Origin of the sequence: Vreelandella neptunia (genome assembly GCF_034479615.1) — a bacterium.
Taxonomy (GTDB): domain Bacteria; phylum Pseudomonadota; class Gammaproteobacteria; order Pseudomonadales; family Halomonadaceae; genus Vreelandella; species Vreelandella neptunia.
Genome location: NZ_CP140255.1, coordinates 2,766,672 through 2,792,726 on the forward strand (window position 1 = coordinate 2,766,672; position 26,055 = coordinate 2,792,726).

24 protein-coding genes are annotated in these 26,055 nt (G+C 54.8%); 15 read left to right on the forward strand and 9 right to left on the reverse strand.

Annotation, left to right across the window (positions count from 1 at the left end):
* Window positions 1–4: 4 nt before the first annotated feature.
* Genes cysT through SR894_RS12875 form a run of 3 tightly spaced genes read left to right on the forward strand, consistent with a single transcriptional unit; the run spans window position 5 to window position 2,777 of the window.
* Complete coding sequence (gene cysT, locus SR894_RS12865; RefSeq protein WP_133732779.1) at window positions 5–859, forward strand: sulfate ABC transporter permease subunit CysT; 855 nt, start codon at window positions 5–7, stop codon at window positions 857–859.
* On the forward strand, window positions 859–1,686 hold the full coding sequence (gene cysW / locus SR894_RS12870) for a sulfate ABC transporter permease subunit CysW (RefSeq protein ID WP_133732780.1): 828 nt from the start codon (window positions 859–861) through the stop codon (window positions 1,684–1,686). The genes cysT and cysW overlap by 1 nt, the downstream gene beginning before the upstream one ends.
* Window positions 1,683–2,777 carry a sulfate/molybdate ABC transporter ATP-binding protein gene (locus tag SR894_RS12875; protein ID WP_133732781.1) on the forward strand — a complete coding sequence of 365 codons (1,095 nt, stop codon included), beginning with the start codon at window positions 1,683–1,685 and terminating at the stop codon, window positions 2,775–2,777. The genes cysW and SR894_RS12875 overlap by 4 nt, the downstream gene beginning before the upstream one ends.
* Before the next feature lie 204 nt (window positions 2,778–2,981).
* On the opposite strand, the gene SR894_RS12880 is transcribed toward SR894_RS12875, so the two are convergent.
* Window positions 2,982–3,587, reverse strand: a complete 606-nt coding sequence (locus tag SR894_RS12880; protein ID WP_133732782.1) for an alpha-ketoglutarate-dependent dioxygenase AlkB family protein — start codon at window positions 3,585–3,587, stop codon at window positions 2,982–2,984.
* Between the two features lie 277 nt (window positions 3,588–3,864).
* Between SR894_RS12880 and SR894_RS12885 the strand changes: the two genes are divergently transcribed.
* Together SR894_RS12885 and SR894_RS12890 are read left to right on the forward strand one after the other, a co-directional pair.
* Window positions 3,865–4,758 carry a DMT family transporter gene (locus SR894_RS12885; RefSeq protein WP_133732783.1) on the forward strand — a complete coding sequence of 298 codons (894 nt, stop codon included), beginning with the start codon at window positions 3,865–3,867 and terminating at the stop codon, window positions 4,756–4,758.
* Window positions 4,759–4,916: 158 nt separating this feature from the next.
* Window positions 4,917–5,510 carry a YajG family lipoprotein gene (locus SR894_RS12890; RefSeq protein WP_133732784.1) on the forward strand — a complete coding sequence of 198 codons (594 nt, stop codon included), beginning with the start codon at window positions 4,917–4,919 and terminating at the stop codon, window positions 5,508–5,510.
* Window positions 5,511–5,556: 46 nt separating this feature from the next.
* Here SR894_RS12890 and SR894_RS12895 read toward each other — a convergent pair whose 3' ends face one another.
* From SR894_RS12895 to SR894_RS12905, 3 genes are all read right to left on the reverse strand, one after another.
* Window positions 5,557–6,189, reverse strand: a complete 633-nt coding sequence (locus SR894_RS12895; protein WP_133732785.1) for a class I SAM-dependent methyltransferase — start codon at window positions 6,187–6,189, stop codon at window positions 5,557–5,559.
* A gap of 53 nt (window positions 6,190–6,242) precedes the next feature.
* Entirely contained in the window at window positions 6,243–6,878 is a 636-nt protein-coding gene (locus SR894_RS12900) for a TIGR04211 family SH3 domain-containing protein (RefSeq protein ID WP_133732786.1), read from the reverse strand.
* 88 nt (window positions 6,879–6,966) lie between these two features.
* Window positions 6,967–7,296 carry a DUF1820 family protein gene (locus SR894_RS12905; protein ID WP_007113264.1) on the reverse strand — a complete coding sequence of 110 codons (330 nt, stop codon included), beginning with the start codon at window positions 7,294–7,296 and terminating at the stop codon, window positions 6,967–6,969.
* A gap of 207 nt (window positions 7,297–7,503) precedes the next feature.
* Between SR894_RS12905 and SR894_RS12910 the strand changes: the two genes are divergently transcribed.
* The 3 genes from SR894_RS12910 to SR894_RS12920 are packed head-to-tail and all read left to right on the forward strand — an operon-like array spanning window position 7,504 to window position 11,606.
* Complete coding sequence (locus SR894_RS12910) at window positions 7,504–8,727, forward strand: ATP-grasp domain-containing protein (protein ID WP_133732787.1); 1,224 nt, start codon at window positions 7,504–7,506, stop codon at window positions 8,725–8,727.
* A gap of 30 nt (window positions 8,728–8,757) precedes the next feature.
* Window positions 8,758–10,815, forward strand: coding sequence for a hypothetical protein (locus SR894_RS12915; RefSeq protein WP_133732788.1), 2,058 nt, complete (start codon window positions 8,758–8,760; stop codon window positions 10,813–10,815).
* Window positions 10,816–10,847: 32 nt separating this feature from the next.
* Window positions 10,848–11,606 carry a TlyA family RNA methyltransferase gene (locus SR894_RS12920; RefSeq protein WP_133732789.1) on the forward strand — a complete coding sequence of 253 codons (759 nt, stop codon included), beginning with the start codon at window positions 10,848–10,850 and terminating at the stop codon, window positions 11,604–11,606.
* A 22-nt stretch (window positions 11,607–11,628) separates the two neighbouring features.
* Here SR894_RS12920 and mscK read toward each other — a convergent pair whose 3' ends face one another.
* Window positions 11,629–14,943 carry a mechanosensitive channel MscK gene (gene mscK / locus SR894_RS12925; RefSeq protein WP_133732790.1) on the reverse strand — a complete coding sequence of 1,105 codons (3,315 nt, stop codon included), beginning with the start codon at window positions 14,941–14,943 and terminating at the stop codon, window positions 11,629–11,631.
* Window positions 14,944–15,158: 215 nt separating this feature from the next.
* Here mscK and SR894_RS12930 point away from each other — a divergent pair, with 215 nt between their 5' ends.
* The 4 genes from SR894_RS12930 to SR894_RS12945 all read left to right on the forward strand — a co-directional run bounded on the left by SR894_RS12930 (window position 15,159) and on the right by SR894_RS12945 (window position 17,342).
* On the forward strand, window positions 15,159–16,190 hold the full coding sequence (locus SR894_RS12930; RefSeq protein ID WP_133732791.1) for a phospholipase A: 1,032 nt from the start codon (window positions 15,159–15,161) through the stop codon (window positions 16,188–16,190).
* A 129-nt stretch (window positions 16,191–16,319) separates the two neighbouring features.
* Window positions 16,320–16,652 (forward strand): ElaB/YgaM/YqjD family protein, encoded by a 333-nt coding sequence (locus SR894_RS12935; protein ID WP_035563274.1) that lies wholly within the window; start codon window positions 16,320–16,322, stop codon window positions 16,650–16,652.
* Window positions 16,652–17,056, forward strand: coding sequence for a phage holin family protein (locus SR894_RS12940; RefSeq protein WP_133732792.1), 405 nt, complete (start codon window positions 16,652–16,654; stop codon window positions 17,054–17,056). Before SR894_RS12935 ends, SR894_RS12940 begins: the two co-directional genes overlap by 1 nt.
* Window positions 17,031–17,342 carry a YqjK family protein gene (locus SR894_RS12945; RefSeq protein WP_133732793.1) on the forward strand — a complete coding sequence of 104 codons (312 nt, stop codon included), beginning with the start codon at window positions 17,031–17,033 and terminating at the stop codon, window positions 17,340–17,342. Before SR894_RS12940 ends, SR894_RS12945 begins: the two co-directional genes overlap by 26 nt.
* Window positions 17,343–17,866: 524 nt before the next feature.
* Here the strand turns inward: SR894_RS12945 and SR894_RS12950 are convergent.
* A complete protein-coding gene (locus tag SR894_RS12950) occupies window positions 17,867–19,051 on the reverse strand; it encodes a BaiN/RdsA family NAD(P)/FAD-dependent oxidoreductase (protein ID WP_133732794.1) in 1,185 nt (394 codons plus the stop codon).
* Window positions 19,052–19,186: 135 nt separating this feature from the next.
* Here SR894_RS12950 and SR894_RS12955 point away from each other — a divergent pair, with 135 nt between their 5' ends.
* Together SR894_RS12955 and SR894_RS12960 are read left to right on the forward strand one after the other, a co-directional pair.
* Complete coding sequence (locus SR894_RS12955) at window positions 19,187–20,269, forward strand: efflux RND transporter periplasmic adaptor subunit (protein WP_133732795.1); 1,083 nt, start codon at window positions 19,187–19,189, stop codon at window positions 20,267–20,269.
* Entirely contained in the window at window positions 20,269–23,403 is a 3,135-nt protein-coding gene (locus SR894_RS12960) for an efflux RND transporter permease subunit (protein WP_133732796.1), read from the forward strand. Before SR894_RS12955 ends, SR894_RS12960 begins: the two co-directional genes overlap by 1 nt.
* Window positions 23,404–23,496: 93 nt before the next feature.
* Here the strand turns inward: SR894_RS12960 and SR894_RS12965 are convergent, their stop codons facing one another.
* A complete protein-coding gene (locus SR894_RS12965; RefSeq protein WP_022522778.1) occupies window positions 23,497–23,925 on the reverse strand; it encodes a DUF3617 domain-containing protein in 429 nt (142 codons plus the stop codon).
* A gap of 147 nt (window positions 23,926–24,072) precedes the next feature.
* On the opposite strand from SR894_RS12965, the gene SR894_RS12970 reads away from it, so the two are divergent.
* Window positions 24,073–24,282 carry a zinc ribbon domain-containing protein gene (locus tag SR894_RS12970; RefSeq protein WP_133732797.1) on the forward strand — a complete coding sequence of 70 codons (210 nt, stop codon included), beginning with the start codon at window positions 24,073–24,075 and terminating at the stop codon, window positions 24,280–24,282.
* A 6-nt stretch (window positions 24,283–24,288) separates the two neighbouring features.
* Here SR894_RS12970 and SR894_RS12975 read toward each other — a convergent pair whose 3' ends face one another.
* Window positions 24,289–25,116 carry an ABC transporter permease subunit gene (locus SR894_RS12975; protein WP_133732798.1) on the reverse strand — a complete coding sequence of 276 codons (828 nt, stop codon included), beginning with the start codon at window positions 25,114–25,116 and terminating at the stop codon, window positions 24,289–24,291.
* Window positions 25,116–26,024, reverse strand: a complete 909-nt coding sequence (locus tag SR894_RS12980; protein ID WP_133732799.1) for an ABC transporter permease subunit — start codon at window positions 26,022–26,024, stop codon at window positions 25,116–25,118. Before SR894_RS12980 ends, SR894_RS12975 begins: the two co-directional genes overlap by 1 nt.
* Window positions 26,025–26,055 lie beyond the last annotated feature (31 nt).

Consider the following 26,055-nt stretch of genomic DNA (forward strand, 5'->3'; position numbering starts at 1 on the left):
AACTATGAGTCAACTTGCCACCTGGCGAACCGGCAGCACACGCGTGCTGCCGGGTTTTGGCCTTTCTATGGGTATCAGCGTGCTGTTTATCTCGCTGGTGCTGCTGCTCCCTATTACGGGCCTGTTCGGTCAGTTAGCGGAGCTTAGTTTTGCCGAGTACTGGGCGATCATTACCGAAGGGCGCGTGGTCGCCAGCTATATGGTCACCATTGGCGCGGCAGCCGTTGCGGCGATTATCAACGCCATATTTGGCTTATTGCTGGCGTGGGTGTTAGTTCGCTACGACTTTCCTGGCAAGCGCTTACTGGATGCCTTAATGGATCTACCCTTTGCGCTCCCCACCGCGGTGGCAGGCATTACGCTGGCAACCCTTTACGCCAGCAGCGGCTGGATGGGTGGATTGCTGGAGCCGCTAGGGTTTCAAGTCGCTTACACCTGGGTGGGCATCGCCCTGGCCATGGCCTTTACCAGCATCCCGTTTGTAGTGCGCACGGTGCAGCCGGTACTGGAAGATATGCCAGTGGAAGTCGATGAAGCCGCTATGTCGTTGGGTGCTACCGACGGTGTGGCCTTTCGCCGCGTGATCTTGCCGCATATCTGGCCCGCCTTGGTGACTGGAACCGGGCTGGCGTTTGTGCGTTCGCTGGGCGAGTTCGGAGCGATCATTTTTATCGCCGGCAACATGCCTTATGAAACGGAGATCACCGCACTGATGATTTTCGTTAAGCTGCAAGAGTATGACTATGCGGGGGCTTCAGCGATTGCATCGGTGGTATTGTTTGTCTCCCTGGCGCTGCTACTGGCGATTAATATTTGGCAGGGACGCTTTGTGCGCCGCCTGCATGGAGGTAAGGGGTAATGCGTCGAATTGGTGATGCACCGCTTATCCGGCGCCTGCTGATAGGCGCCGCCCTGGTGCTGTCAGCACTGTTTCTACTGCTGCCGCTGGTGGCCATTTTTGCTCAGGCATTCTCCCAGGGCGTAATGGTGTTCTGGTCGAACGTCAGTAATACCTTCACCCTGCACGCGATTGGTCTGACGCTGGTGATTGCGCTGTTGACCATTCCCGTGTGCCTGGTATTTGGCGTTGCCCTGGCGTGGCTGGTCACGCGGTTTAGCTTTCCTGGGCGGCGTATTCTGCAAACGTTGATCGATATTCCCTTTGCGGTCTCCCCCGTTGTCGCGGGTCTGATTTACCTGCTGCTGTATGGCCGCAACGGTTGGATCGGCACTTGGCTGGACGGCTATGATATTCAGCTGATGTTTTCTTGGCCGGGCATTCTCATGGTGACCATTTTTGTTACCTGCCCTTTTGTCGCCCGGGAACTGATCCCGTTGATGCAGGCCCAAGGCTCTCGTGAAGAGGAGGCGGCGGTGACCCTGGGTGCTTCCGGCTGGACGACCTTCCGTCGCGTTACGCTGCCCAACATCCGCTGGGCGCTGCTTTATGGCGTCATTCTGACTAACGCCCGCGCCGTGGGGGAATTTGGCGCTGTCTCGGTGGTCTCCGGCGCTATTCGCGGTAAAACCAATACGCTACCCCTGCACCTTGAGCAGCTGTATCAGGATTATAATGCCGTGGGGGCGTTTGCCTGCGCGGCCCTACTCGCCTTTATTGCCCTACTGACGCTCGCCGCCAAGGCCGGGCTGGAATGGCGCGCAGCGCGCCGGGAGGCATTTGCATGAGCATTCACTTACACAACATCGCTAAGCACTTCGGCACCACCCAGGCGTTAGAGCCGATCAACCTGGATATTCACGAAGGCGAGCTGGTCGGCCTGCTTGGCCCCTCAGGCTCAGGTAAAACCACGCTGCTGCGGATTATCGCTGGCTTGGAAAATGCCGACCGCAACGCACAGCCCAGCAAAATTCTGTTTGGCGACCGCGACGTGACCAATGTCCATGTGCGTGACCGGCGGATCGGCTTTGTATTCCAGCACTACGCGCTATTTCGCCATATGAGCGTCTACGACAATGTGGCTTTTGGACTGACCGTGCTGTCGCGTAAACGCCGCCCGAGCAGTGGAGAGATTCGCGCCCGGGTGTTTAGGCTGCTTGAAATGGTCAAGCTGGAGCATCTTGCCAATCGCTACCCTGCCCAACTTTCCGGTGGCCAGCAGCAGCGTGTGTCCCTGGCCCGCGCCTTGGCAGTGGAGCCGGAAGTACTGTTATTGGACGAGCCTTTTGGCGCTCTGGACGCCAAAGTGCGCCAAGAGCTACGCCGCTGGCTGCGTCATCTTCACGATGAACTCAATTTCACCAGCGTTTTTGTCACCCACGATCAGGAAGAAGCGCTGGAGCTTTCTGACCGCGTCGTAGTCATGAGCAACGGCCGTATAGAGCAAATTGATACTCCCGATGAACTCTACCGGGAACCCAAAAACCGCTTTGTGTTTGAGTTTCTAGGCGATGTGAATCATCTGGAAGGCAAAGTGACCAACGGCGTACTCACCTGTGGCGACGCATACTGGCACGTGGATCTACCCGATGGCCATGAAGAGCTGCTGCTACGCCCCCATGAAGTGCGGCTAACCGAACAACCCACCTCTGAGAGCCATCTACCGGTGACCATCACGGCGATCTCGCCGGTGGGTGCCGAGGTGCGCGTGGAGCTAGAGGCGGATTGGCTCGCCCAGCCTTGGCTGGCTACCGTGCGCCACACTGATTTTGAGCACTTGGCGCTTCGCCGCGGGCAACGCTTATTCGCCCATCCACGCCACTGGCGACGCTTCCCCAAAGCTGAGTCGAAAGCGACGGAGCAAAGCCGCGTGGCTTAATGCAACGGCAGTTGCCCCTCGTGGGCAACTGATTTAGCTCGCGACCACTCAAGCTTTCAACCTAATCGCGACAACTGTGGGGGGGAGCTTCAGCTCGTGAATGTTGGGGCTGCCAGCTTGGGGGTGTTTTCAACACCCTTCGCGCGCTAAAGCGCCCTCCCACAATAGCCTTGAGCCTGATAACAATCCTGCCAAAGCCAATGACTAGCGCATTTGCCTAAACGTTAGGCTCACCCGCGGTTCAACATCTTTCTTGGTTTTAGGCAGGCTATGTAGCCAGTTTTGCTGTGTATTACCTTGCATAATTAACAGACTGCCGTGTTCTAACGTAAGCGACACACTCTCCCCTGTTTTTCGATGTTTAAACGAAAATTTCCTCTCGCCGCCTAGGCTCAACGCCCCAATCGCGCCATTCTCAACAAGGTCTTTTTCGGCGTCACTGTGCCAGCTCATGCCCTCATCCCCTGAGCTATAAAAATTACCCAGGCACGAATTAAACACCTCCCCGCAGTGGCTCTCCAGCACCTGCTTAATCTCTCTTAAACAATCAGGCCATACTAACGCGATCTTTGTATATCCTGAGTACGTGTAAGAAACCGGCTTGTCCGCATACCAGGCTATTTTCCTCTTTGTAACGATCTCTTTGCCGTAAATAAATGCACGATCATGCTCCCAGCTTAGTTCGCTTAGACACTTATCCAAATACATATCGGCGGTAACGGTATCCATGACTTTGCCGTAGTAGTAGGCCTCACCATCCCGAGGAAGCAGATTAATCAACTTCATATCGTCGTTTTCAAATAGATCCATTTTAACCCCTCTAATGTGCGAAGCCGTAGAAGGCAGTACCCGCCGCCCGTGGCACAAAGCCAACCCCGACGCATCAAACCATAAGCCTGCACATTCCGGTTTAAAAACATGCAACAAAGCAAGAAACGGGTTTTTTCGTCGCTATAAAAAGCCAATACTGCATTGCCATGGGGCAAAAAACCAAGCCCCCCCTGACAACTTCCGGTAAAAAGCTAAAAAAAATCAACCATCAATTAGCGGCTCAAGGCTAAGAGCAAGCTTTGAAAAGGGGTATAAAATGAGAGCAATAGACTATATACGACTACTGTCGCTAGCCGCTATCTGGGGAGCAAGCTTTCTTTTTATGAGAATCGCCTCACCGGCGATAGGCCCGATCAACACGGCATTTTTTAGAGTCTTTTTTGGCCTTATTGGCTTGGCTATTATCATCGCGATCATACGTAAAAGCCTCGCGTTCAGAGGCAAGTTAGGCAAGATTTTGATTTTGGGTGCCATCAACTCAGGTATCCCATTCCTTATGTACAGCATAGCTGCAACATTACTACCTGCTGGCTATTCAGCGATTTTAAATGCGACGACCCCTTTAACAGGGGCCATGATTGGCTTTTTTATCTTTAGCGAGAGTTTAACTATAAAAAAATGGCTGGGCGTAACGCTAGGTATTATCGGCATTACGGTTATTACCACCGTGGGTGATTCAAATATTGTTGGCAACATCTATATAGGTGTTGCGGCCTGTATAATAGCCACTGTTGGTTACGGCTTTGCTGGCTTTCTTACCCGAAAATGGATAACCCAACAGGGCGGCCTGGATTCAACGTTGGTTGCGTTTGGCAGTCAAATAGGCGCTACCGCTTTTCTCAGCCCCTTTTTACTTTGGAACATCTCAACTGGCCCCAGCATTGATTGGCTTCAAGGTGATGTGTGGTTCAGCCTGCTCGCAGTCGGCTTTTTATGCACCTCCCTCGCTTATATCCTTTATTTTAGATTGATCGCTGACATTGGGCCGTTACGGTCGCTCACCGTTACCTTCTTGGTGCCACCCTTCGCGGTGCTATGGGGCTTTCTAGTCCTTGATGAAACGCTATCCAGCGGATTCTTGCTTGGCTCTTTGGTCGTTCTACTTTCTGTTTGGTTAATCGTGGGGCCCGATTCAAAAAAAGCAATCTAGCGAACTAGGTTGCGTCAATTTTTACGCAGCCACAGCGGTGCGCAAAGGCAATGTGCAGTGTGATGTGGGAAGTGACTGAGCAAAGCCACATCGCCAGAACATACCGCCAAGGCGCTACCCGCGTTATACTGGCGTTTTAGCCATAGCGGAGGAAGACCATGCTTCGGCGTCACTTTTTACGGATTTCAGGTGTGCTGCTGGCCAGTGCATGGCTTGCTGGTTGCGCCAGCCCCCAATACTTACAGCTTAGCCCTGAACGCAGCGCGCAGGTGCCGCAAGTTGGCTCAGGCCAACAGGTGACTGTGATTGCCCAGGATGGCCGCGAAAGCGATATTATTGGCAACCGAGCTGGCGGCGATATGTCGACGGCGCATATTACCGTGAGCAGCCACGAGCTGATTCCACGCTTACAGCAAGAAGCTGAGCGTGCCGTGCGGGATATGGGCTTTAGCCCCACCACCGAGCAGGCCGAGGGCCGCCCGAGCTTGACGCTGGAACTTGCCAGTCTGAACTACGCCCGTGGCGACAGCGGCCAGCCACTGGTAGATGAAGCGCGTCTTGAAGGTGTTTTCCGCGCTATCGCGCAAAATAAGGGCACTACTTATACCGGCACTTACACCTCGCGCCGTACCCAGGGCTATGCCCTTAAGCCTGATGCCGACAGCAATGCACGCATGCTCAGCGACTTACTTAGCGATGGCATGAACCGCGCCTTTAGCGACCCAGAGCTGGGCCGTTTACTCGCGCGCTGAGAGACCCCACTGAAACAGATTTGTCACGGGCTGCGCCTCTTTACCTCTAGAGGCGCGGCCCGCGTCGTTCCAGCGCCCATACGCTCTCCGTTCGGCCACGCTCATCCGGGCTCCCCTCCTCCAGAAACGTTAGCGTGAAGTTGGGGGTGAACAGGCTTTCGATCTCGCTTTTGGGCACACTATACGGCGGCCCAGCACTGCCATCGGTATGCGATAAACTAATCAGCAGGCCCTTGGCGCCGGGCGGTACCAACTGTGCTAGGTGAAACGCATAGCGCTGCCGAGTGGCTGGTGGCAGCGCTATAAGCGAGGCGCGATCATAAAACGCGCCAATCTCGGCGGCCTGCTGAATATGCAGGTGAAAAAAGTCACCGCACCACAATTCCACGCTACTTTGGCGCGAAATCGTAAACCCTGCCTGACGATAGCGGGATACCGATGTGCTGCGCTGAGCCAAAAACTGCTCAATGGCCTCGGGGGCAAACTCTATACCCAGAACCGGGTGTCCTTCATCCGCCAACCAGCGCATATCAAGGCTTTTTCCGCACAGCGGCACCAGTACCTTGGTGCGATGAGCAACACCGAGCGACACCCAATGGCGCAGCAATGCTGGGTGCGCCTGCTGCAAGTGAAAGCCAATACGCCCTTCTTGCCAGCGCTTGCGCCATTGATCGCTCATTTTGGCCACCTTGAAATCGATTGCACTATCCGGAGAGAGGGCTTATCGCGCCTTTAGAACCAACGGTCACGCTTTTTACGCCGACGCGGGAGGTGAGGCACAATCAGACCCACCAATAAACCCGCGCCAGCCACACCGCCGCCGTACATGAAGTAGCGCATCAGAAGGTCTTCTTCTTGGGTCTCCAGGCGCGCCTGGAGCGCCCTCACTTGCCGACGAGACTGCTCTGCTTGAGCATCCAGCTCTTGGTTGCTGGCTTCAAGCTCGGCAATGCGACGTTCGCGAACCTCTAGAGTCTCTGTCATTGAGGCAGTACGCTGCTCCCAGGTTTCATTGATCCCCTCGAGCTCGGCGGTTAGCTCCTCGACCTGGGCTTCTAACGCAGGTAGCTGCTCAACCGCGCTCGGCGTTTGCTGTAGCTCATTGCTCAACACCCAGACCGCATTGCCATCATTGTTGCGCACACGGGTGTAATCACCGCTGGTTTCCAATACCTCTACCTGCTCACCTGCGTTGAGCGTCCCAATGATGCGGTAACCATCGGTGGGGCCGCTGCGCACATAGGTGCTCAGCTCATCGGTCACCCATGCTTGGTTGGCAGACTGAGCAGTGGCATTGAAGCTGGTAAAACTGAGTAAAAGGCCAGCCGCAGCGGCGTAATTTCGATAACGAGTTCTGTTTACTAGCATGACATCATGTCCTGATTAAAAACGCTGCAAGGCGGACGAAGCCAACAGCGCTTATCGCTTAACTTAGCGGGGCGCTTGTCTCATACGCTTACCCTTCTCCGCGCGGGGGCAGCGGAAAGGGACGGGGGAACTCCGCTACCCGGGCATCGGTTTTGACCGCCTTCAATGGCCCCTCGCGCTCTACTTCATCAATGCGCACAATAGCATTTAACGGCAGGTAGCTACGCTTGACGCCATCGAAGGTTCGTTGCAATTTTTCAGTCGCAGGGTCAACCACTACCCGTGAAGCATCGTCAAAGACAAACTCCTCGACTTCAATAAAGCCCCAGAGTTCGCTTTGAAAGATCTCTCGGACGTATAAATCCCAAATTTCACCCTGCTGGTGAACCACCACACGGTAGATCGGCTTGGCCGCCATCTTGGCCTAATCCTCTTGCCATTCGTACATTAAGTTGAACCGCCTAGCTTACCATATTCCCGCAGTTACGCCTTTACGCTATACCCTCAAGCCAGTGATACGCTAATGCAAAGGAAAATGCGCTCATTAGCCGCGCATGCCCCCCTCGTGTATGGTAGTGAGCGTGATTTGGCAATTATGTTCGTTCACCAAGTAGGAGTCATCAACATGCAGAAGGATCCCAATAAAGGCTATATCGCTCTATTAGGCTGGAGTCTCAATGCAATTGAAGCGGCCGAAAATTTTGACCGTCGCTACATTGTCGTTGCACCTGACTGGGCGGAAGAGTATTGCCAAAAACACGACATTCCCTACGTGCCTTGGAATTTCGAGCGACTCAATGATCGCTCAATGGAAATTGCCGAGACGCTTAAAGAGAAAGGCGTCGATGTCGCCATTCCGCTTTACGAAGAGACCGTTGAGTGGGCTGGCGCTATCAACTCTGTGCTACTGGATAACCCGCGCCTTTACGGTCAGTCGCTGTTGTTGCGCGATAAAGCGTTAATGAAGCGTCGTGCCCAACTAGGCGGCATCCGCGTGGGTATTTTTGAAGAAGCCCACGACAAACAAGATGTCGTGCGCTTTCTCAAGCGCGTTAACCAGACGCTGCTCAAGCTGGACGGCGACCCCAACGACCCGATTCACCTGAAGGCGTTTGATAAAGCAGGCTGCCTTGGTCACCGCGTCATTCGCACCCCAGATGAAGTCGATACCATCCCGGATGAAGAGTTCCCGGTGTTGATGGAGTCGCACCTGGATGGCTGGGAATTTGCCGTGGAAGCGTGGATTCATGATGGCAAAATCGCCTTCTTGAACATCTCTGAATACGTGACGCTAGGTTACTCGGTGTTTGTCCCCGCGTCGCCTGAGCTCGAGATTTACCGTGAACAGATCACCCAACAGATCGAGAAGCTGATTAAAGCGTTCGATATTGAGTTTGGTTTGATCCACCCAGAATACTTCGTTACCAGCGATGGTGAAATGTACTTTGGCGAAGTGGCCTACCGTCCGCCCGGCTTCAAGGTATTCGAACTGCTAGAGCGTGTTTACGGCTTCAATGCTTACCAAGCTTCCATGCTGGTATTCGATCCGAAAGCCACGAAAGAAGAAGTGGCCACGTTTTTCCCGAAAGAAGTGGTCGATGCCGATGGCTTTGCCGGCTGCTTTGGCGTTTACCCACGCCGCCGTGTGGTCAGCCGCTTGGAAATTCCCGAAGAGACTGAAGATCACCCCTACTTTGAGTCTCATGAGCTAACCTCACCAGTAGAAGAAACCGTTACTAAACGCACCGCGTTTGGTACTCATTGGGGTCTGGTCTACTTTAAAGGCGAAGACGCGCATACTATTCGCGATCTATTAAAACGCCAAGAAGACCTCGACTTCTATGTATAATCCCCGCTAATGCTGGGATAAGGAGTCACCGTGGAGACAAATCAAGTTACGTCTTCTCAAGAAGATAGCAAGCTCGATGGATTATTGAGCCAATTTGATGACGCAGTGCGCCTGCTGAACCAGGCGCCCGCCTTCTCGAAACCCGCCAAATTGCCGCGCGTGATGGACACTGCGCGGCGAGTATTGCTTCAGGATGGCGGGTGTGACGCACTGGAGTCCCGCGCGCAAGCGTTTGAGGACTCTGGTGTGTTTTTGGGCTCCGATTGGGAAACACCCCAATATTTGGTACCGACCCTGACGACCTTCTCGCTGAAAAGCGCGGATGCCAATGTGGTCGTCATTGAGGCATTGAGCGAGCTTCGACTGCTTGCTGTCGCTAAAGGCAATTTTGAACACCCGTTGGTTTCTTCAGAGCATGCACACCACTACCTTACTCAGGTAATGGCGATTAATTTATGGCTGCTGTTCTTGCCACCCAGCGAGGCGGAGCGGGAAACCCAAGGGCGACTGGCGACTATCCCACGCCAGCTTTTTCAGCATTTAGCTGAACGAATCGGCTATGAGCATATCGTTGATCGCCTGATTGATGAGATTTGGCGCATTTTAAAACAGCGCCCTATTCAGGTTGACTCGATCAAACAGATGATCACCCAAATTGCCCTATGTCAGGCCAATCCAGAGATTGATCTTGGCGCTAGTGGCCAAGGCGCCGACCGGCTGGTCAGCTCGCTTTACGGCCCCACTCAGGCCTGCCGCGAAGATCCTGGCGTGGATATTTATCGCGATCGGTTAGAGCATATGGATCAGGCGGCCCTGCAGGCTGAATCTACCGGCTTCGCCCGGGCAATGCACGATACCGGCTTGGTATCGCCGTATCACGCCGTGCTGCTGCGTCACCTACTCGAAGAAGGTGACCACTTACTCTCCGAGGCGCTGGGTCTTTCTTCTACCGGCCGCGACTGTCTACTCTGCTATCGCGAGCTGGTTCAAGCGCTTATTCGGGGCGGCGTTTATCCAGCCACCGCACAAGCGGTTTACGGCCTGGCGCTGATGCTTGAGCGCGGTATTCTCTATCAGCCGCCGGTGGCGCCCGCCATGTGGCGTCAACTTAACCTGCCGCTATCCGAGTGGGCGCAGTCGCGACTCACCCTGTCCTATGGCGACACTGTTTCTCCTCGGGCACGCTTAATTGAAGGCGTGCTCTGCATGCTGGGATTACCGCTAGGCGTTGGTCAGGGCAACAATCCTACCTGCCAGTCGGCACGTGCACTCTCCATGTGGGCGTACAACGACCCAGACTATCTGCTGCAAATGGTGGCGTGGGCAGCCCGAGATGACGAAATCATTATGCATTTTGAAGGCCAAGCCATTTCCTCCATGGCGAGCCTATCAGGTGTGGCGACCCAGTTACCCATCGATCTCGACCCGGTTTCGCTGATTGTCGTGCCACACCTGGATCGAATTTATGCCGAAATGGGACGGCGCTGCATTGGCCGTGAAGGTGACCCTCACCGCTGGGTGAATCCTGAATTTCACGGTTGGTGGTCGGGCCGTGGCTTTCGCATCAATGTCGATGTTGCCACCGGTCAACTTAGCGATGTGGACGACTTTATTCGCCACTTTTTCGCCTATTATCATCCCTACTACAATGGCAACCAGCCGCTGATTCACCCTCAGCCAGCGGGTATTGCGGTCACTGATAGCGCGGCGCGTTTTATCGGCTGGCACGCAATCACCATTTTGCGGGCATCCCTCGACCCCTCTGATGTCATGCGGATTTACTTCTATAATCCCAACAATGATAGCGGGCAGGATTGGGGCGATGGCGTCATTGTGAGTACATCAGGCAATGGTGAGCGCTTCGGCGAGGCCTCGCTGCCTTTCGATCGCTTTGCATCTCGGCTGTATATTTATCATTACGATCCTCTTGAGCGCGTTGACATAGCCGACGTCACCAGCGAAGAGGTGGAAAATGTTAAACACTACCTGCACCGTAGCTGGGGGGCCTCACGCTTACCGCCTACCGAGCTGCAGGCAGATCAAGGCTCCAACTCATCCCTACCCAATACACCCCCAGACGTGGGGTAAGCAGCCCTCTGAACAACACACTCTTAATCTCTATGATGCGACTCGATCAACTGTTGGTCAGCCAGGAGCTGGCCAACTCGCGTACCCGCGCCCAAAGGCTTATTCGTCACGGGCGAGTAAGACTTGCCGATAACGGCAAGCCGTTAACCAAAGCGTCTGAAAAATGGCCCGAAGATACCCGCTTTGAAGTAGATGACGATCCCGAAGAGCGCTATGTATCCCGGGCGGGGTTAAAATTAGAGGCAGTGCTCACAGCGCTTGAGCTGCGTTTTGACAACGCTGTTGTGCTCGATATCGGTCAATCAACCGGCGGCTTCAGCGACTGCGCGCTGCGTTTTGGCGCCCGCCATGTGATTGGTGTCGAGGTCGGCCACGGACAGCTTGCAGCAGAGCTACGCGGCGACCCACGCGTCACCTGCTTGGAGGGATTAAATGCGCGCTCGATGACCAGCAGCGAAGCCCTTACCAGCGTGCTTTCTGCCCACCCCATCAATAGCGCCATTATGGATGTTTCGTTTATATCCCAAACGCTGATTCTGCACGAAATTGCCGCCCTGCTACCACCAGGGGGGCAGTTAATTTCACTGGTGAAACCACAGTTTGAGCTAACCCCCGGCGCCCTGGATAAACGTGGCGTGGTACGCGACGCTAAACACTTTGCAGAAGTTGAAGCCAACATTCGTCGCAGCTGCAACGCCTGCGAACTTAATATTCAACACTGGCAGGAGAGCCCGATCACCGGCGGCGACGGCAACCGCGAATTTCTCCTGCATGCAGTAAAAGGGCCTTAAAAAAAGAGAGCTTAAAAATGCATTACGTCGATGCAGGGGGCAGTTGGTTCGCGGACTGCACTTTAACCGCCTCCCCCTGATCAGGGTGTAGCCACACATCCATCTGTTCAAACGCCACGCGTACGCCCGCTTCGCGAAACAGCGCATCTACCCGGCAGTTGATTTCATCGGCGGCAAACAGTCGGTCAAGCAGATCGTTGACGAAAATACGCAGCTCAAAATTGAGGCTGTGCTGCCCATAGCTTAAACAGAAAACCTGCGGTTCTGGATCGGCTAGCACTCGGGGGTTTTCATCCGCCACCTGACGTAATAGCTGATGCACCTTGGCCATATCGGAGCCGTGGGCCACGCCGTAAGTGAGCACAACGCGGGTGATATTATCCGACAACGACCAGTTGATCAGTTGGTCGGTCACAAAGGTCTTATTGGGGATAATAATCTCTTTACGGTCGAAATCGGTCACGGTGGTCGCACGGATACGGATACGGCTGACGGTTCCGTGCAAATTGCCAATCGTGATGGTGTCACCAATGCGAATCGGACGCTCAAACAGGATGATTAAACCGGATATAAAGTTGGCAAAAATTTCCTGCAAGCCAAACCCCAACCCCACACTCAAGGCAGCGACCAGCCACTGCAGCTTGTCCCAGGAGACGCCCAGCGTCGAAAGCCCCATGACAATCCCCGTACCCACAATGGTGTAGGAGAGCAGCGAGCTAATGGCATAGGCGCTGCCCTGTTTCAATGACAGCCGGGATAGCACCATCACTTCCAACAGACCGGGTAAGTTGCCCGCCATAATAAAGGTAATAGCGACAATCAGCAGAGCAGCAAAGACATCGGAGATCGATAGAGCGTTATCGACCAGATCCCCTTCTTGCGCCTCCCACAATGACACGTTGTCCAAATAGCCGAGCACCGAGAGCAAGTCTGACCAGACCAAATAAAGCAGCGCACTGAAGCCAATCAACACAATCAACTTGGAAAGCCGCAGCGACTGGCTATTGATCTGGGCCATATCAAGCGGAGGCTCCTCCACGACTTCGAGGCCACCTTCCGCGCCCTCTTGCACCTGAGCGCGCCGGCGCGCCAGCGCACGGCGATAAGCAAGCCGCCGTGCGGCTACCGCAAGACTTCTTACCAAAGAGGCTTCTACCACGACCCATAGCCCCAGCAAGTAAAGGGTAATCGCGAACCGCCCCACTAAACGTAACGCGGTGTATTCGTAACCCCAGACCACTAATCCCAGTAGGATCAGCGGCACCGAGGCCATCGCCAGCCCCAACAGCAAGCGAAACAGGTGCACGCCAAAAATGGGAATATGCGCCAGTATCAGTTGCGCCAACCACCAGCTCATCGCTATCAAGCCAAACGCAAATAGCCCCAAGGCGACAGGGCGCATCGCTAGCGGCGTTTCCATCTCTCCGGACATCGCCGCAATGGCAATGACTGGCACCAAGGCGATGCCTAGCCCGCCTAACAGTTGGCGTAACCGGGCGTTGTACTGTGGCGACCAGGTAAAGTGGCGCTCGGCCACTCCATCGGCGACCAGTAGTCTGCGCCCCCAAGCGACGACGGCCCAGCTTAAGGCCAATTGAAGCAGCGCCGGGGCAACGCTATTAGCCAAGGAGCCAGCCGCCCCCTGCAGCCCAACGCCAATACCGGCTACTGCCAACGGGCCCGAGAGCGCCAGCAGCGCATTCAGCAGCACCGCCCTGGGTGTGTGCAGCTGGGTATCGCTCTTTAACCGACCTATCTGCGAATGCAGCGTGGCCAAGCGGGCCTTGATTTTGCGACGCAATCCCATTAGCACCAGACTCAACACCACTAGCGGGGCGCCTCTAAGCACTTCCCAGGAGAACCCTTGCCAGCGGGTGGGCAAAATGGCTCGCCACTCTCCTTCTTGCCATTCTAGCCGCAGGTTGCGCGGTAATTGGCGTACCCAATTTAGATCCAATGGCCGGCTGTTGGCGACCCAAAACAGCTGCTCATCGATGGTTTTGCGTAACTCAATAGTCGTCGATACCAACTGCTGCTGGTTGAGCTGCAGCTCAATCGCCGCACTTAATAAACTGCCGTAAGACTGCTCCAACTGCTCGACCAGTTCACGACGGGATTGATAAAGCTGCGAAAGTGAATCTACCAATCCCGGGGTCGCCTCAATGCCCTCCTCAGCCAGCCGCGTGGCGGCATATTGTTCGCTTTGGCGCAGCTGATCACGCTGGCGAACTAAATCAAACTGTTTTAGGCGCAGGTCGGCAATTTCGTCCTGCAAATTTCGTGGGGCCGCCAAGGAAGGTAGTGACTTGCGCTGTTCGCGCAGAATACGCGACAGCAGTTGGCTGCCACGGATAGCCTCAATTTGCTCATTAAGACTACGCTGTAGCTGACGCACGTTCTCCAACTGCCGCTGGGCTTCAATGTTTTCCCGCACCACCGTGTTAGCACGGTCAGTTGCCCGCAGCAGCTCCAGGCTAAGTGTCTGATTGGTTTGCTGCGCTTGCACCACCACCGGATGCCCCGCAGCGATTAACGGATTATCCCTGGCGGCATCCGCAATGGCTTGTTCAGAGGCTAACCGACGCTGCCGATCAATCACCCCTTGCAGCATCGTTAGCTGCTGCTCTTGATAATCGATCTGCACCATCAGCGCATCGCGACGCTCCTGGGCTAATTCGCGCAGGCGGCTGTTAGCGCTTAGTTCGCGCTGATAAAAGCTCACTTCGCGTTCGGCCAGCGCCCGCTCAAGGCGTAATTGGATCAGCCGCGCATCGCTCAAGGCAGAAAGTTGACGATCCGCCAGCAAAGCCTCGCGCTCATCGTGCTGTCGGCGTAAACTCTCCGCACGTTGGAGGGTTTCCGCGATAGACTGCTGGGCCCGCTCTGGGAGTGTTTGGGCAGCCAACAGCTGCGAGTTCACTTCCGCCAGTTGGCTTTGCAACTGCTGTAGCTCGACCACCGCGTTGGTTTGCAACGCTTCCAGCTCATCGAGGGGACGGTCGCTCAAGTCGGCCACCGTCAGCTGCTGCGAAGCTTCTTCCGCTTCGCTCAAGTCGCGCTGTAGACGAGCTAGTATTTCAGGGGCTTGTTCTACCCGGGTGTCTAGTGCAGCAAGACGCTCTTCCACAGAGGCTAGCCGTTCATAAGCTTCGATGGCTGCTTCCAGAGCCTCTTTATCGCTGGCCTGCTGGGCGGTCAAGGGCTCCTCAAGGGCTTCTAACTGAGCAAGCCTTGATGCCAGTTCGGCCTGTTCGGGTACCCGTTCAAGCATATTCGACTGAAGCGCAGCGTGAGCTGGATTAATAGCAGCACTGCTAATGACGAGCAGTAGGAACAAACAGGTTATACTCCACTTACAGGCGCATCTCACCACGTTACGTATCAACACGTTACTTAGGGCCTCGCTGACATCAAATGCTCCGCAGAGACGGAGAATGAGGTTATTGTCAGGCGTTCTGATGGTCAGCGCAATCAGAGGTGTTGACTTCCGCAGGCGGCGTGATAGAAACAAGCTTGGCATTTGCCTATTCCTTCATTTTGCGAGTCACCTTGATGGTCACCCGAAAACTGCCGTTGACGAAATTTATTGTTCTGCTGAGCCTTGCAACGTTTAGTGTGAATGCCGTTGCCGAGTCTCAACAAGAGATTGAGGCGCGTATCCGAGCCCTCAACGCCGAGCTGTATGATCTGCATCAGCAGTTGCAGCAGATAGAAAATCCCGAAGAAGCTGCACTAGGTTTACCGTTTGAACAGTTGCCTGAAGAAGCTGCCCGGGAGGATTTGAGCGAGCGCCGTGAACTTGAACAGGAATCAAGCCGAAACCCGTTTTCAATCACCACCCACCGCACCAACTACCTATTTCCGGTTAGCTTTAATACCAACCAGAACCGTGAAAGCTTCCGCAATATCTCTGACGATGGCGAAGTGAGTGATGTGGAACTAAAATTCCAGTTCAGCGCCAAGGTTAATCTGGCTGAGCAGGTATTCGGTAACTACGGCGACGTCTACTTTGGCTACACCCAGCGCAGCTGGTGGCAGGCTTATAATACCGACGCCTCATCACCCTTTCGGGAAACCAATTACGAGCCTGAAATCTTTGTAGACTTTGACAATGCCTGGGGTGTACTGGGCTGGGTAAATACCCGTAACCGAATCTCCCTTAACCATCAATCGAATGGTCGCTCAGATCCGCTCTCACGCAGTTGGAACCGAGTGTATCTTGAAAGCACCTTTCAACGTGGCGACTGGGCGTTCACCCTGGCACCCCATTGGCGTGTACCCGAATCCGAAGAGAATGACGACAACCCGGATATCGAACGCTATATGGGATACGGCGATATTCGCCTCGCCAAGCGCCTCAATAATAACCATGAAGTGAGCGGCCAGTTACGCGGCAACCCCAGCGCAGGCAATATAGGCACCCAGATTGATTACAGCTGGCCCGCTTTCAACAGCTTGCGGGCGCACGTACAGTACTACTACGGATATGGTGAAAGCATGATCGATTACGATCATCGTGTGCACCGGTTAAGCCTTGGATTTAGTTTAAATCCCTTATTTAGTGCCACAGGGCTGAACCGATAGACGCATTTGCTTGTCTGTTGCTAGGTGGCTGCTATGCTTGTGCTTGTAGTCAGTAGCTAAACACTGTAACTAATAGGTAAGTAACTAGTAGTTAGTAGCCCAATCATTCACTCGTCAAAGGAAGACTCCATGGCTAAACGTCAACCCACTTACTCTACTCAAGCCGATCAACTCAAAGATGATCTGCGTCACTTGAGTGAAACCGTTGAAGAGCTGGTCAACGCGACCGCTAAAGATGCCAGCGGAGAGATGAACGATCTTCGTACTCGCGCCGAACGCCGTTTAAAGGACACCCGTGCACGCCTTGAGGCCCGTGGCGAGCGCATTTATGACGAAACTCGCGACTCGCTGACTCACCAGGCCGATGCCTGTGACCGTTATGTCCATGAAAACCCCTGGACAAGCATAGGTATTGGTGCCGCAGCAGGTATGGTTGTGGGTATGCTGCTCGGTCGTCGCTAATGGCTTTGGGTCCCACCCAACGCGTCTTCTCTGCCGCCAAACGCTTATTGAAATCGCTGATTGCTAATAGCGAAACCCGCCTGCGTTTGGCGGTGTTTGAGTTAGAGGAGGAGCGTGCACGCTTACTGGTGCTACTGCTGCTGGCAGGAGCAAGCTTACTGCTACTCTTATTAGGTATTGCCACACTGACGGCACTGGTCGTCGTTCTATTCTGGGATACCTATCGCTTAACGGCCATTGCCATCAGCGCTGGTGCGTTGATCGGTGCCAGTTTGTTACTCGCGGTTATTGCGATTCGTCAGTCCAAGCAACACTCTCTGTTAAAAGAAACACTCAAACAGCTTGCTGCTGATCGAGCACTGCTTGAGGAGCCAAGTGATGAAACCATCCGCAGACACCGCTAAGCCACCAACAAAACCGCTCAGCCGTGCTGAGCGCAAAGCGCTACTGTTAGCCGAGCTTGAGCAGCAGCGCGTGGATATTTTGGTCGATAGCGAATTTTTACAGCAGGCCGCTTCACCACTGGATAGAAACTGGCAAAGCTTCAAGCTGCCTCTCTACGCAGTTGGCGGCTTTGCCGCATTTAAGCTGATGCGCCATCCAGGTGGTGCAATGGCGGCAGGCAGAAAAGCGCTTGCGGGCTATATGCTACTCAAGAAACTTAAATTATTAGCCAAAGTGGCTAGTTAATTTTATTAATCTACCTTACTTGCTGTCAGGCTTTATCTAAAAAGGCTGCGAGCGAAGGCTAGGCTACCAGCTTGATAGTAGCTCCGGTAGGAGGCAGCTTTAGCTCGCGACCACTCAAGCTCTCAGCCTTATGGAACTAAGGGGTGACTAGGGCACCCTTCGTCGAAGTGTCGAACCGCCGCTAAAGCGGCCTTCCACCACCAGCTTGATAGTAGCTCCGGTGGGAGGGAGCTTTAGCTCGCGAATGTTCAGGCTACCAGCATGATGAAGCTAAGGGGTGCTTGCAGCACCCTTCGCCCGCTGAAGCGGCCTCCCACAATAGCTCTCAGCCTTATGGAACTAAGGGGTGCCTATAGGGCACCCTTCGCCCGCTGGAAGCGGCCTCCTACAATATACAGCTTACTTAGTGATATTAGCCTGAATAGTGGGTCTGATGATGGCTAAAGACTAGTCAACCTGCATAAGCTAACGAATAGCCATTTTTAACGACGTATGGTCAAGCGCAGCTAGTTTTCAGGCAAAGCCTAGCAGGACTGCCCGCAGGCGACGCCGCTCGCCCACGCCCACTGAAAGTTATACCCGCCTAACTCTCCCGTTACATCTAATACTTCTCCGATAAAGCGCAACTGCGGCAAGCCTTTAACCTCAAAGGTTTTGGACGAAATCGCATCGGTATTGACCCCGCCCATGGTCACCTCTGCAGTACGCCAACCTTCTGTTCCCGCTGGCTTCAGTTGCCAGGCGTTGAGTCTTTGCGCCCACTCATCCAGTGCAGCATTAGCATACTGAGCCAGGGGCTGCGCCAAGTCATGGTCGGGATACCACTCCAGCAGTGCTTGCGCGAAGCGTTTCGGGAAGCGTTCGCCAAGCCATGTCGAGAGCTGACGCTTAGGCGTCTCTTGGCGTGCATAGCGCAGCGATTCCGCCACGTTTTCATTGGGCAGCAGATCAATATTAATGCTCTCCCCTGGCTGCCAAACGCTGGATATCTGCAGCATCGCCGGCCCAGACAAGCCACGATGGGTAAACAGCATAGGATCCACAAAGCGGCGACTGCCAGCACTAACGGCCACTGGTACACTCAAACCAGAGAGCTCAGCTGCGCGCGCTTTCCAAGTATCGCTTAAGGTAAACGGCACCAGCCCGGGTCGCGTAGCGAATACCTCTAGACCAAATTGGCGGGCTATGTCGTAGCCAAACCCTGTCGCGCCCATGCTCGGAATGGAAAGCCCACCGCTCGCGATGACGACCACCCCGGCATCGATTTTACCTATCGAAGTCGTTAGCCGCATGGCACTGCCCTGTTGCTCCACGCGGGTAACCTGGGTGCTGAGCCTGATTTCAGCCCCGGCCCATTCACACTCGGTCAGTAGCGTATGGACAATATCTTTAGCCGAGGTTGCACAGAATAGCTGACCCGGCGTTTTCTCAACATGTTCAACGCCATGGCGCTCTACCAGCTCAACAAAGTGCTCAGGGCGGTAACGTTTGAGCGCCGAAATACAAAAGTAAGGATTTGAAGAGTAAAAGTGCTGTGGCGTTGTGCCAAGATTGGTAAAGTTGCAGCGGCCGCCCCCGGACATGAGAATCTTCTTGCCCGCTTTGTTAGCATGATCAAGCACTAAGACCCGTTTTCCGGCATAGCCCGCTTGGGCTGCGCACATTAAACCAGCGGCGCCAGCACCGATGATGACAACGTCATAGATCATAATGAACAGCTCATATTGAGGGCGACTCCCGCCGTAAAAGGCAGGCATTCTAACAGGGTCGCACTTAAAAATTATTATATAGCCAAATTACCCTATACAATAATTGTATAAATATTATCTAACGCTGAGAACCCTATGCTTTTGCCCTTCCACCGACGACGGCTGTTGCGACTCACACTCGTGCCTCTCACCCTTCTACTTTCCTGCGTGGCGTTGGCCCAATCAGCGCCATCAGTCATCGGCACCCGCGCGATCGTGACAACCTGGTCGGATCCACTAGAAGCCTTGGGTACCCTTCGTGCCGATGAGAGCGTCACGCTATCGACTACCGTCACGGACATCGTTGCCGAGATCAATTTCCGTGACGGCGAGCAGGTCGAAGAGGGGCAACTGCTTATTCGTCTGGAGGATGCCGAAGAGCAGGCGCAGTTGAGGGCGTCCCAGGCACTTCGCGAAGAGCGGCGCAACGCTTCAAATCGCGCTTCCCAGCTACAAGAACGCAACCTGGCGGCCCGGGCCGATGTAGAAGATAGCCAATCACGACTGCGTCAGGCAGATGCCGATATACAAGCGATTGAAGCGGAGTTGGCCAATTACCAGATAAAAGCCCCCTTTAGTGGCCGTGTCGGCTTTCGCAATATCAGTGTTGGCGCCCTGGTCACCCCAGGCATGGATCTGGTGACGCTCGATAAATTGGATGTTATGCAGCTCGATTTCAGCGTTCCCGAAGTATTTCTTGGCCGCCTCTCGCCAGGCTTGATGCTCAACGCCACGACTGCCGCTTACCCTGACGCCCTCTTTAGCGGTGAAATTGCCACCATCGGCATACGGGTGGATCCAGTCACGCGCAGCGTAAGCGTCCGCGCTGATCTCGAGAATACCGATGGCCGCCTGCGCCCTGGCATGCTGATGGAAGTGATCGTTCAACAGCGCGTACGCGATACGGTGGTTATCCCTGAGGCGGCCATAGAGCCTAGCGGTGACCGTCACTTCGTGATGTTAATTGAACAGAGTGAAGGCAGCACACGCTTGGCACGTCGCGAAGTAGCGATTGGCGAGCGTCGCAATGGCGAGGTGGAAATTCTCGAGGGACTCGCCGCCAACGATTTAATTGTCTTTCATGGCCTACAGCTAGCCCGTGATGGGCAGGAAGCCAGGTTAATTGGGATCGCTGATGACGAGACCGGTATACGAGCGCTGTTGGAGGCCGACCGCTAATGCGTTTATCGGATATCTCTGTACAGCGACCGGTATTGGCGATGGTGATCGCGGCGCTGATTATTGCCTTTGGCCTACTGGCGCTCAATCGTCTGCCGCTACAAGAGTACCCCACCATCGACCCGCCAGTGGTCACCATCGATACCCGCTACCCCGGCGCCTCGGCAAGCGTCGTCGAAACACGGATTACCCAGGTATTAGAAGACCGCATTGCAGGCGTTGAAGGCATTGAGCTGATTACCTCGCAAAGCGAGGATGGTCGCTCTCAGATCGAAATCGAATTTGGCATCGATATGGATATTAATGCCGCCGCCAATGACATTCGCGACCGTATCTCCGGCGCGCTGCGCAACCTACCCGACGACGCTGACAACCCAGAGGTCACCAAAGCCGATAGCAGCGAAGAGATAGTGGTGTGGCTAAGCCTTTCCGGCGAAGACTACTCCATCACCGAGCTGACCGACTACGCTAACCGCTTTCTGGTCGACAGCCTTTCCGTTCAGCCAGGGGTAGCACGGGTGCGTGTCGGCGGCGGCAGTGACTACGCCATGCGCGTGTGGCTGGATCGCAATGCCTTGGCCGCACGGGGACTCACCGTTAGCGATATCGAAGACGCACTAAGGGCAGAGAACGTAGAGCTACCGGCAGGCTCGCTTGAATCCGAAGACCGGCAGTTTATTGTCCGCCTTCCCCGCAGTTTTGCCAGCGCCGAAGATTTTCAGCGTCTCGCCCTCAGCTCTCCTCAAAACCAAGAGTTAAACGGCTATCTGGTGCGCCTTGCTGACGTAGCAAGAGTAGAAGTCGGCGCTGTGGAGGATCGTTCTGTCTTCCGCTCTAACGGCATCCCCATGGTCGGCCTGGGTATGATCATGCAGTCGACGGCCAACGTCATAGAGCTCTCCGAAGCCGTTCAGGTCGAACTTGAACGCCTGCAAGGTACGCTACCAGAAGGGATGTCACTGAGCCTTAACTACGATGCCTCGCTGTTCGTCTCCGGGGCGATTGAGCAGGTCGTTATGACGCTGTTTATCGCCATGGGCTTGGTGGTGGTGGTGATCTTTATGTTTTTGGGCAATTTGCGCACCACTCTGGTGCCCGCGGTAACCGTTCCGATAGCCGTTATTGGCGCCTTTACTGCTCTGGCCGCAATGAATTTCTCAATCAACCTACTAACGCTGCTGGCGCTGGTGCTGGCGATCGGCCTGATTGTCGATGATGCCATCGTCGTGCTTGAAAATATAAACCGGCGAATGCACGACTACGGCGAGACACCGCTAGTCGCCGCCTTTCGCGGTACCCGGCAAATCGCTTTTGCCGTTATCGCCACCACCCTGGTGTTGGTGGCGGTTTTCCTGCCGCTCAGCATGTTGCAAGGCGATATTGGCCGACTATTTTCCGAGTTCGCGCTGACTATGGCCGCCGCAGTAGTCGTCTCTACGCTGCTGGCACTGACGCTTACGCCGATGATGGCGTCTAAAATTCTTAAGCCGGGCATGCACGATAGCCGGATTGGCAAAGCCGTGCAGTGGCTTCTCAGCGGCACTCAACGCCGCTATCAGGCCACGTTAGAGTGGATGCTCAAAATGCGCTGGCTGGTGGTCGCGGCGTTTGTATTGCTGATTGGAGCCACCGCCTGGCTGGCCACGGTACTGCCCAACGAATACACGCCTCAGGAGGATCGCGGTAACTTTATCGTATTAGTGAATGGCCCTGAAGGCGCCACCTTCGACTACATGATGGACTATATGGATGAGATCGAAGCGCGGATGACACCATTGGTAGAGAGCGGTGAGCTGGAGCGCGTCGTCGTTCGCGCCCCTCGTGGCTACGGCAACATCGAGAACTTCAATAGCGGCTTTATTATCGTCAATATGGCCGACTGGGGCAGTCGACGCAGTGCCTGGGAGATCATGGGCGAAGTACGCGAAAAGCTGCGTACTTTGCCAGGAGTACAAGCCTTCCCGGTAATGCGCCAGGGGTTTGGGCAGCGTACCCAAAAGCCGGTGCAGTTTGTGCTGGGTGGTGGGACTTACGAAGAGCTTGCCCGCTGGCGGGATACGCTGATCGATCATGTGCGTGAAAACAACCCGCGCTTGATGGCACTGGAGAGCAATTACAACGAAACCCAGCCGCAGCTAAGAGTCGACATTGACTACGAGCGCGCTGCTTCGCTGGGTGTTACGGTTACCGAGATCGGCAGAACGCTTGAAGTGCTGTTAGGTGGCCGTAACGTCACTCGCTACGTGGATCACGGTGAAGAGTACGACGTCATTTTGGAAGGTGACCGCGGCAGCCAAAACAGCCCCAGGGCGTTGGATAACATTCAGGTGCGATCTGCTCGCACAGGTGAGCTGATCCCCCTGGCCAGCCTGGTCACACTCTCCGACTTTGCTGGCGCCAGCACCCTGAATCGCTTTGACCGTATACGGGCGATTACCATTGAAGCCAATCTGGCGGATAGCTACCCTCTCGGCGAAGCCTTGGCCTACTTAGAGCAGAGCGCCGCGGAGCTACTGCCGGAAGAAACACAAACCAATTTGGCAGGCGCCTCACGGGATTTCCAAGAGGCCAGCGGCGCCACCGCGTTCCTGCTGATACTGGGCGCGCTAGTGGTCTTTTTGGTGCTGGCAGCGCAGTTCGAGAGCCTGATCCATCCCTTTGTGATTATGCTCACGGTGCCACTCGCAATGAGCGGCGCGCTCCTCGCCCTGCTGCTAAGCGGTCAGTCGCTTAATATCTACAGCCAAGTTGGCTTGGTGCTGTTGATTGGGCTGGCGGCGAAAAACGGCATTCTAATTGTCGAGTTTGCCAACCAGCTGCGCGACGAGGGTAAAGCCTTTCGTGCGGCGTTGATTGAAGCCTCTGTGACGCGCTTAAGACCTATCTTAATGACCGCCGTGACCACCATGGCCGGCGCCATACCGCTGATTGTCTCGACAGGGCCGGGGGCTGAGTCGCGCCTGGTGATCGGCACAGTAATTATGGCGGGCGTCGGCTCGGCCACGCTGTTTACGCTGTTTGTCGTGCCCGTCGCATACGATCTACTCGCGCGTCACACGGGTTCGCCAGGTGCAGTTAAGCGGCAGTTGGAGGAGGAAATTGCTAACGCGCCAGGAAGCGCACCAGATTCATAAAACGACAAACCAAAAGGGCGCCCCAATGGGACGCCCTTTTGGTGAGCTACCGGTTAGTTATTAACAAATTAATTATTAACTAAGAGGCAGTAATTACTCACACTCGCCAAGGTACTCGCCTTCAATCACGGTATTCATGCTGAGTTCACCCATGGGTGACTGGGTAAGGATATCGACGCTGCCTTCGATACGCTCGCCCATAAAACGCATTTCGCCATCGATGGTGGCTTCACCACCCTCAGCGCGACACACCATGCTGTAGCTTAGACCGTCTGCATTCAGCTCCTGGTCGAGCAGTTCACAGCCTTCCTCTTCCTCGATGAAGCCAAATTCAGCTCCCTCAAGCTCTTCCTGACTAATACACTGGCGCTCGGTTTCCGTTTGATCCGGAATTTCCATTTCGCCGGTGACGCTGGTTTTGCTCACAAACTCCCACTCACCAGCGGTGACATTGGGGGTTTCAGCCAACGCGACCATCGGAAAGGCCACTAGGGCCGCTACTGCCATGTTACGTAACATCATCGCTACTCTCGCTGCGTTGCTTTGGGAACTTAAATCCTGGGATATCCTACCTGATTCAACCCCACGATGCCCTACCCGAGGATCACACTGCTACACTCAAGGGGTAAGAAACTGATTTAGCGCATCCGCTATACAAGGTAGCCAACAATGCAAGACGACGCCCTGGTCAATTATGACTTCCACTGCCCCTACTGCGATTCGCCGCTGACCTTCCTGATTGATACGTCACAAGGCAGTCACGATACCTGGGAGGATTGCCATCAATGCTGCGCGCCCGTCCAGCTTCAGATCATCGTCTCACCGATGAGCGGAGAACTTGAAAGCGTCGTCGCTGGGCGCGACGACGATGTGCTATAGCTTGATCTAAACGTCTCGTAGAGCAGCCTTCCGCCGGGTCTCATTACGCCGCATGAAAAACCACGCCAACAGTGTCGCCAGCGATACCGTTAGGATAATCAATGTAGCAAGCGCATTAATCTTCGGCGACACCCCCATGCGCACCGACGAAAACACCACCATCGGCAGCGTATTGGCCCCTGGGCCGGAAACAAAGCTGGCGATCACAAGGTCATCCAGGGAGAGGGTAAACGCCAGCAGCCAGCCTGCTGCCAACGCGGGGGTAATGATCGGCAGCGTGATAGAGAAGAAGGTTTTCACTGGAGGTGAGCCCAAATCCATGGCGGCCTCTTCAATGGAGTGATCCACTTCCCGCAGTCGCGCAGCCACCACGACCGCTACATAGGCACTGCAAAAAGTGGTGTGGGCAATCCAAATGGTCGCCATGCCCCGGTCGGCTGGCCAGCCGGTAATCTGCGCCATCTGCACAAATAGCAGCAGTAGCGAAAGACCGGTGATGACTTCGGGCATTACCAGCGGCGCCGTGACCATACTCGATAGCGCCGTTTTGCCTCGGAAGTGGCCATAGCGCGTCATTACAAAGGCTGCCACGGTGCCAAGGCAAACCGCCATGCTGGCAGCGAAAAACGCGATGCGTAGGCTTGTCCACACCGCCGACAAAATCTGCTGATCTCGAAACAGCTCGCCGTACCACTGGGTGGAGAACCCCGCCCACACCGTGACCAGCTTCGATGCGTTAAACGAATACACCACCAGCACAAACATCGGCAGGTAAAGAAATAGCAGACCAAGCACCAGCATGACCGTCGAGAAGTTCGGCCGTCGCATGCTCATTATTCAAGCTCCTTGGACTGGTAACGATGAAACCAGACAATCGGCACCAGTAAAAGCAGTAGCATTACCATCGCCAGCGCCGACGCCACCGGCCAGTCGCGGTTAAGGAAGAACTCCTCCCACAGCACTTTGCCGATCATTAACGTGTCGGGACCACCCAGCAGTTCAGGAATCACAAACTCCCCTACCGCAGGAATGAACACCAGCATCGAACCGGCCACGATGCCGCCCGTAGAGAGCGGCAAGGTGACTTTGATAAAGGTATTGAGCTTGCGCGAGCCAAGATCTGCAGCGGCCTCTAGCAACGAGTTATCCATGCGTGTTAAGTGGGCATATAGCGGCAGTACCATGAACGGCAAGTAGGCGTAAACAATGCCAATAGTCACTGAGAACTGGGTATTCATCATGCGCAGCGGAGAATCAATCAGGCCAATCCCTATCAACAGGTTATTGATTAACCCACTGTTGCTTAGAATTCCCATCCAGGCATAGACACGAATCAAAAACGACGTCCATGAGGGCAACATGACCAACAGCAGTAACAGCAACTGCCAGCGGGCCGGTGCCCGGGCCATGGCATACGCCATCGGGTAACCGAGCAACAAACAGGCCAGCGTGGCAATAAACGCCGTTTTCACCGAGCCCCAATAGGCGGCGATGTACAACGAATCTGAGAGCAGAAAGAGATAATTACCCAGATTAAGAAAGACATGCAGCGTCTGATCGGCGTACTCAAGCAGCGGGCCATAGGGCGGAATCGCAATCGCCGCTTCGGAAAGGCTGATTTTGAGCACCAGCGCAAAGGGCAGTAAAAAAAACAGCGTCAGCCACACGAGCGGAAACGCGATCACTGCTCGGCGCCCCAGCTGCAAGCGTTTGAGCAGTGCTGAAGAACGAGATAACTTCATTAAAGGCAGTCTCCTCGCGGTAAGGAATGCA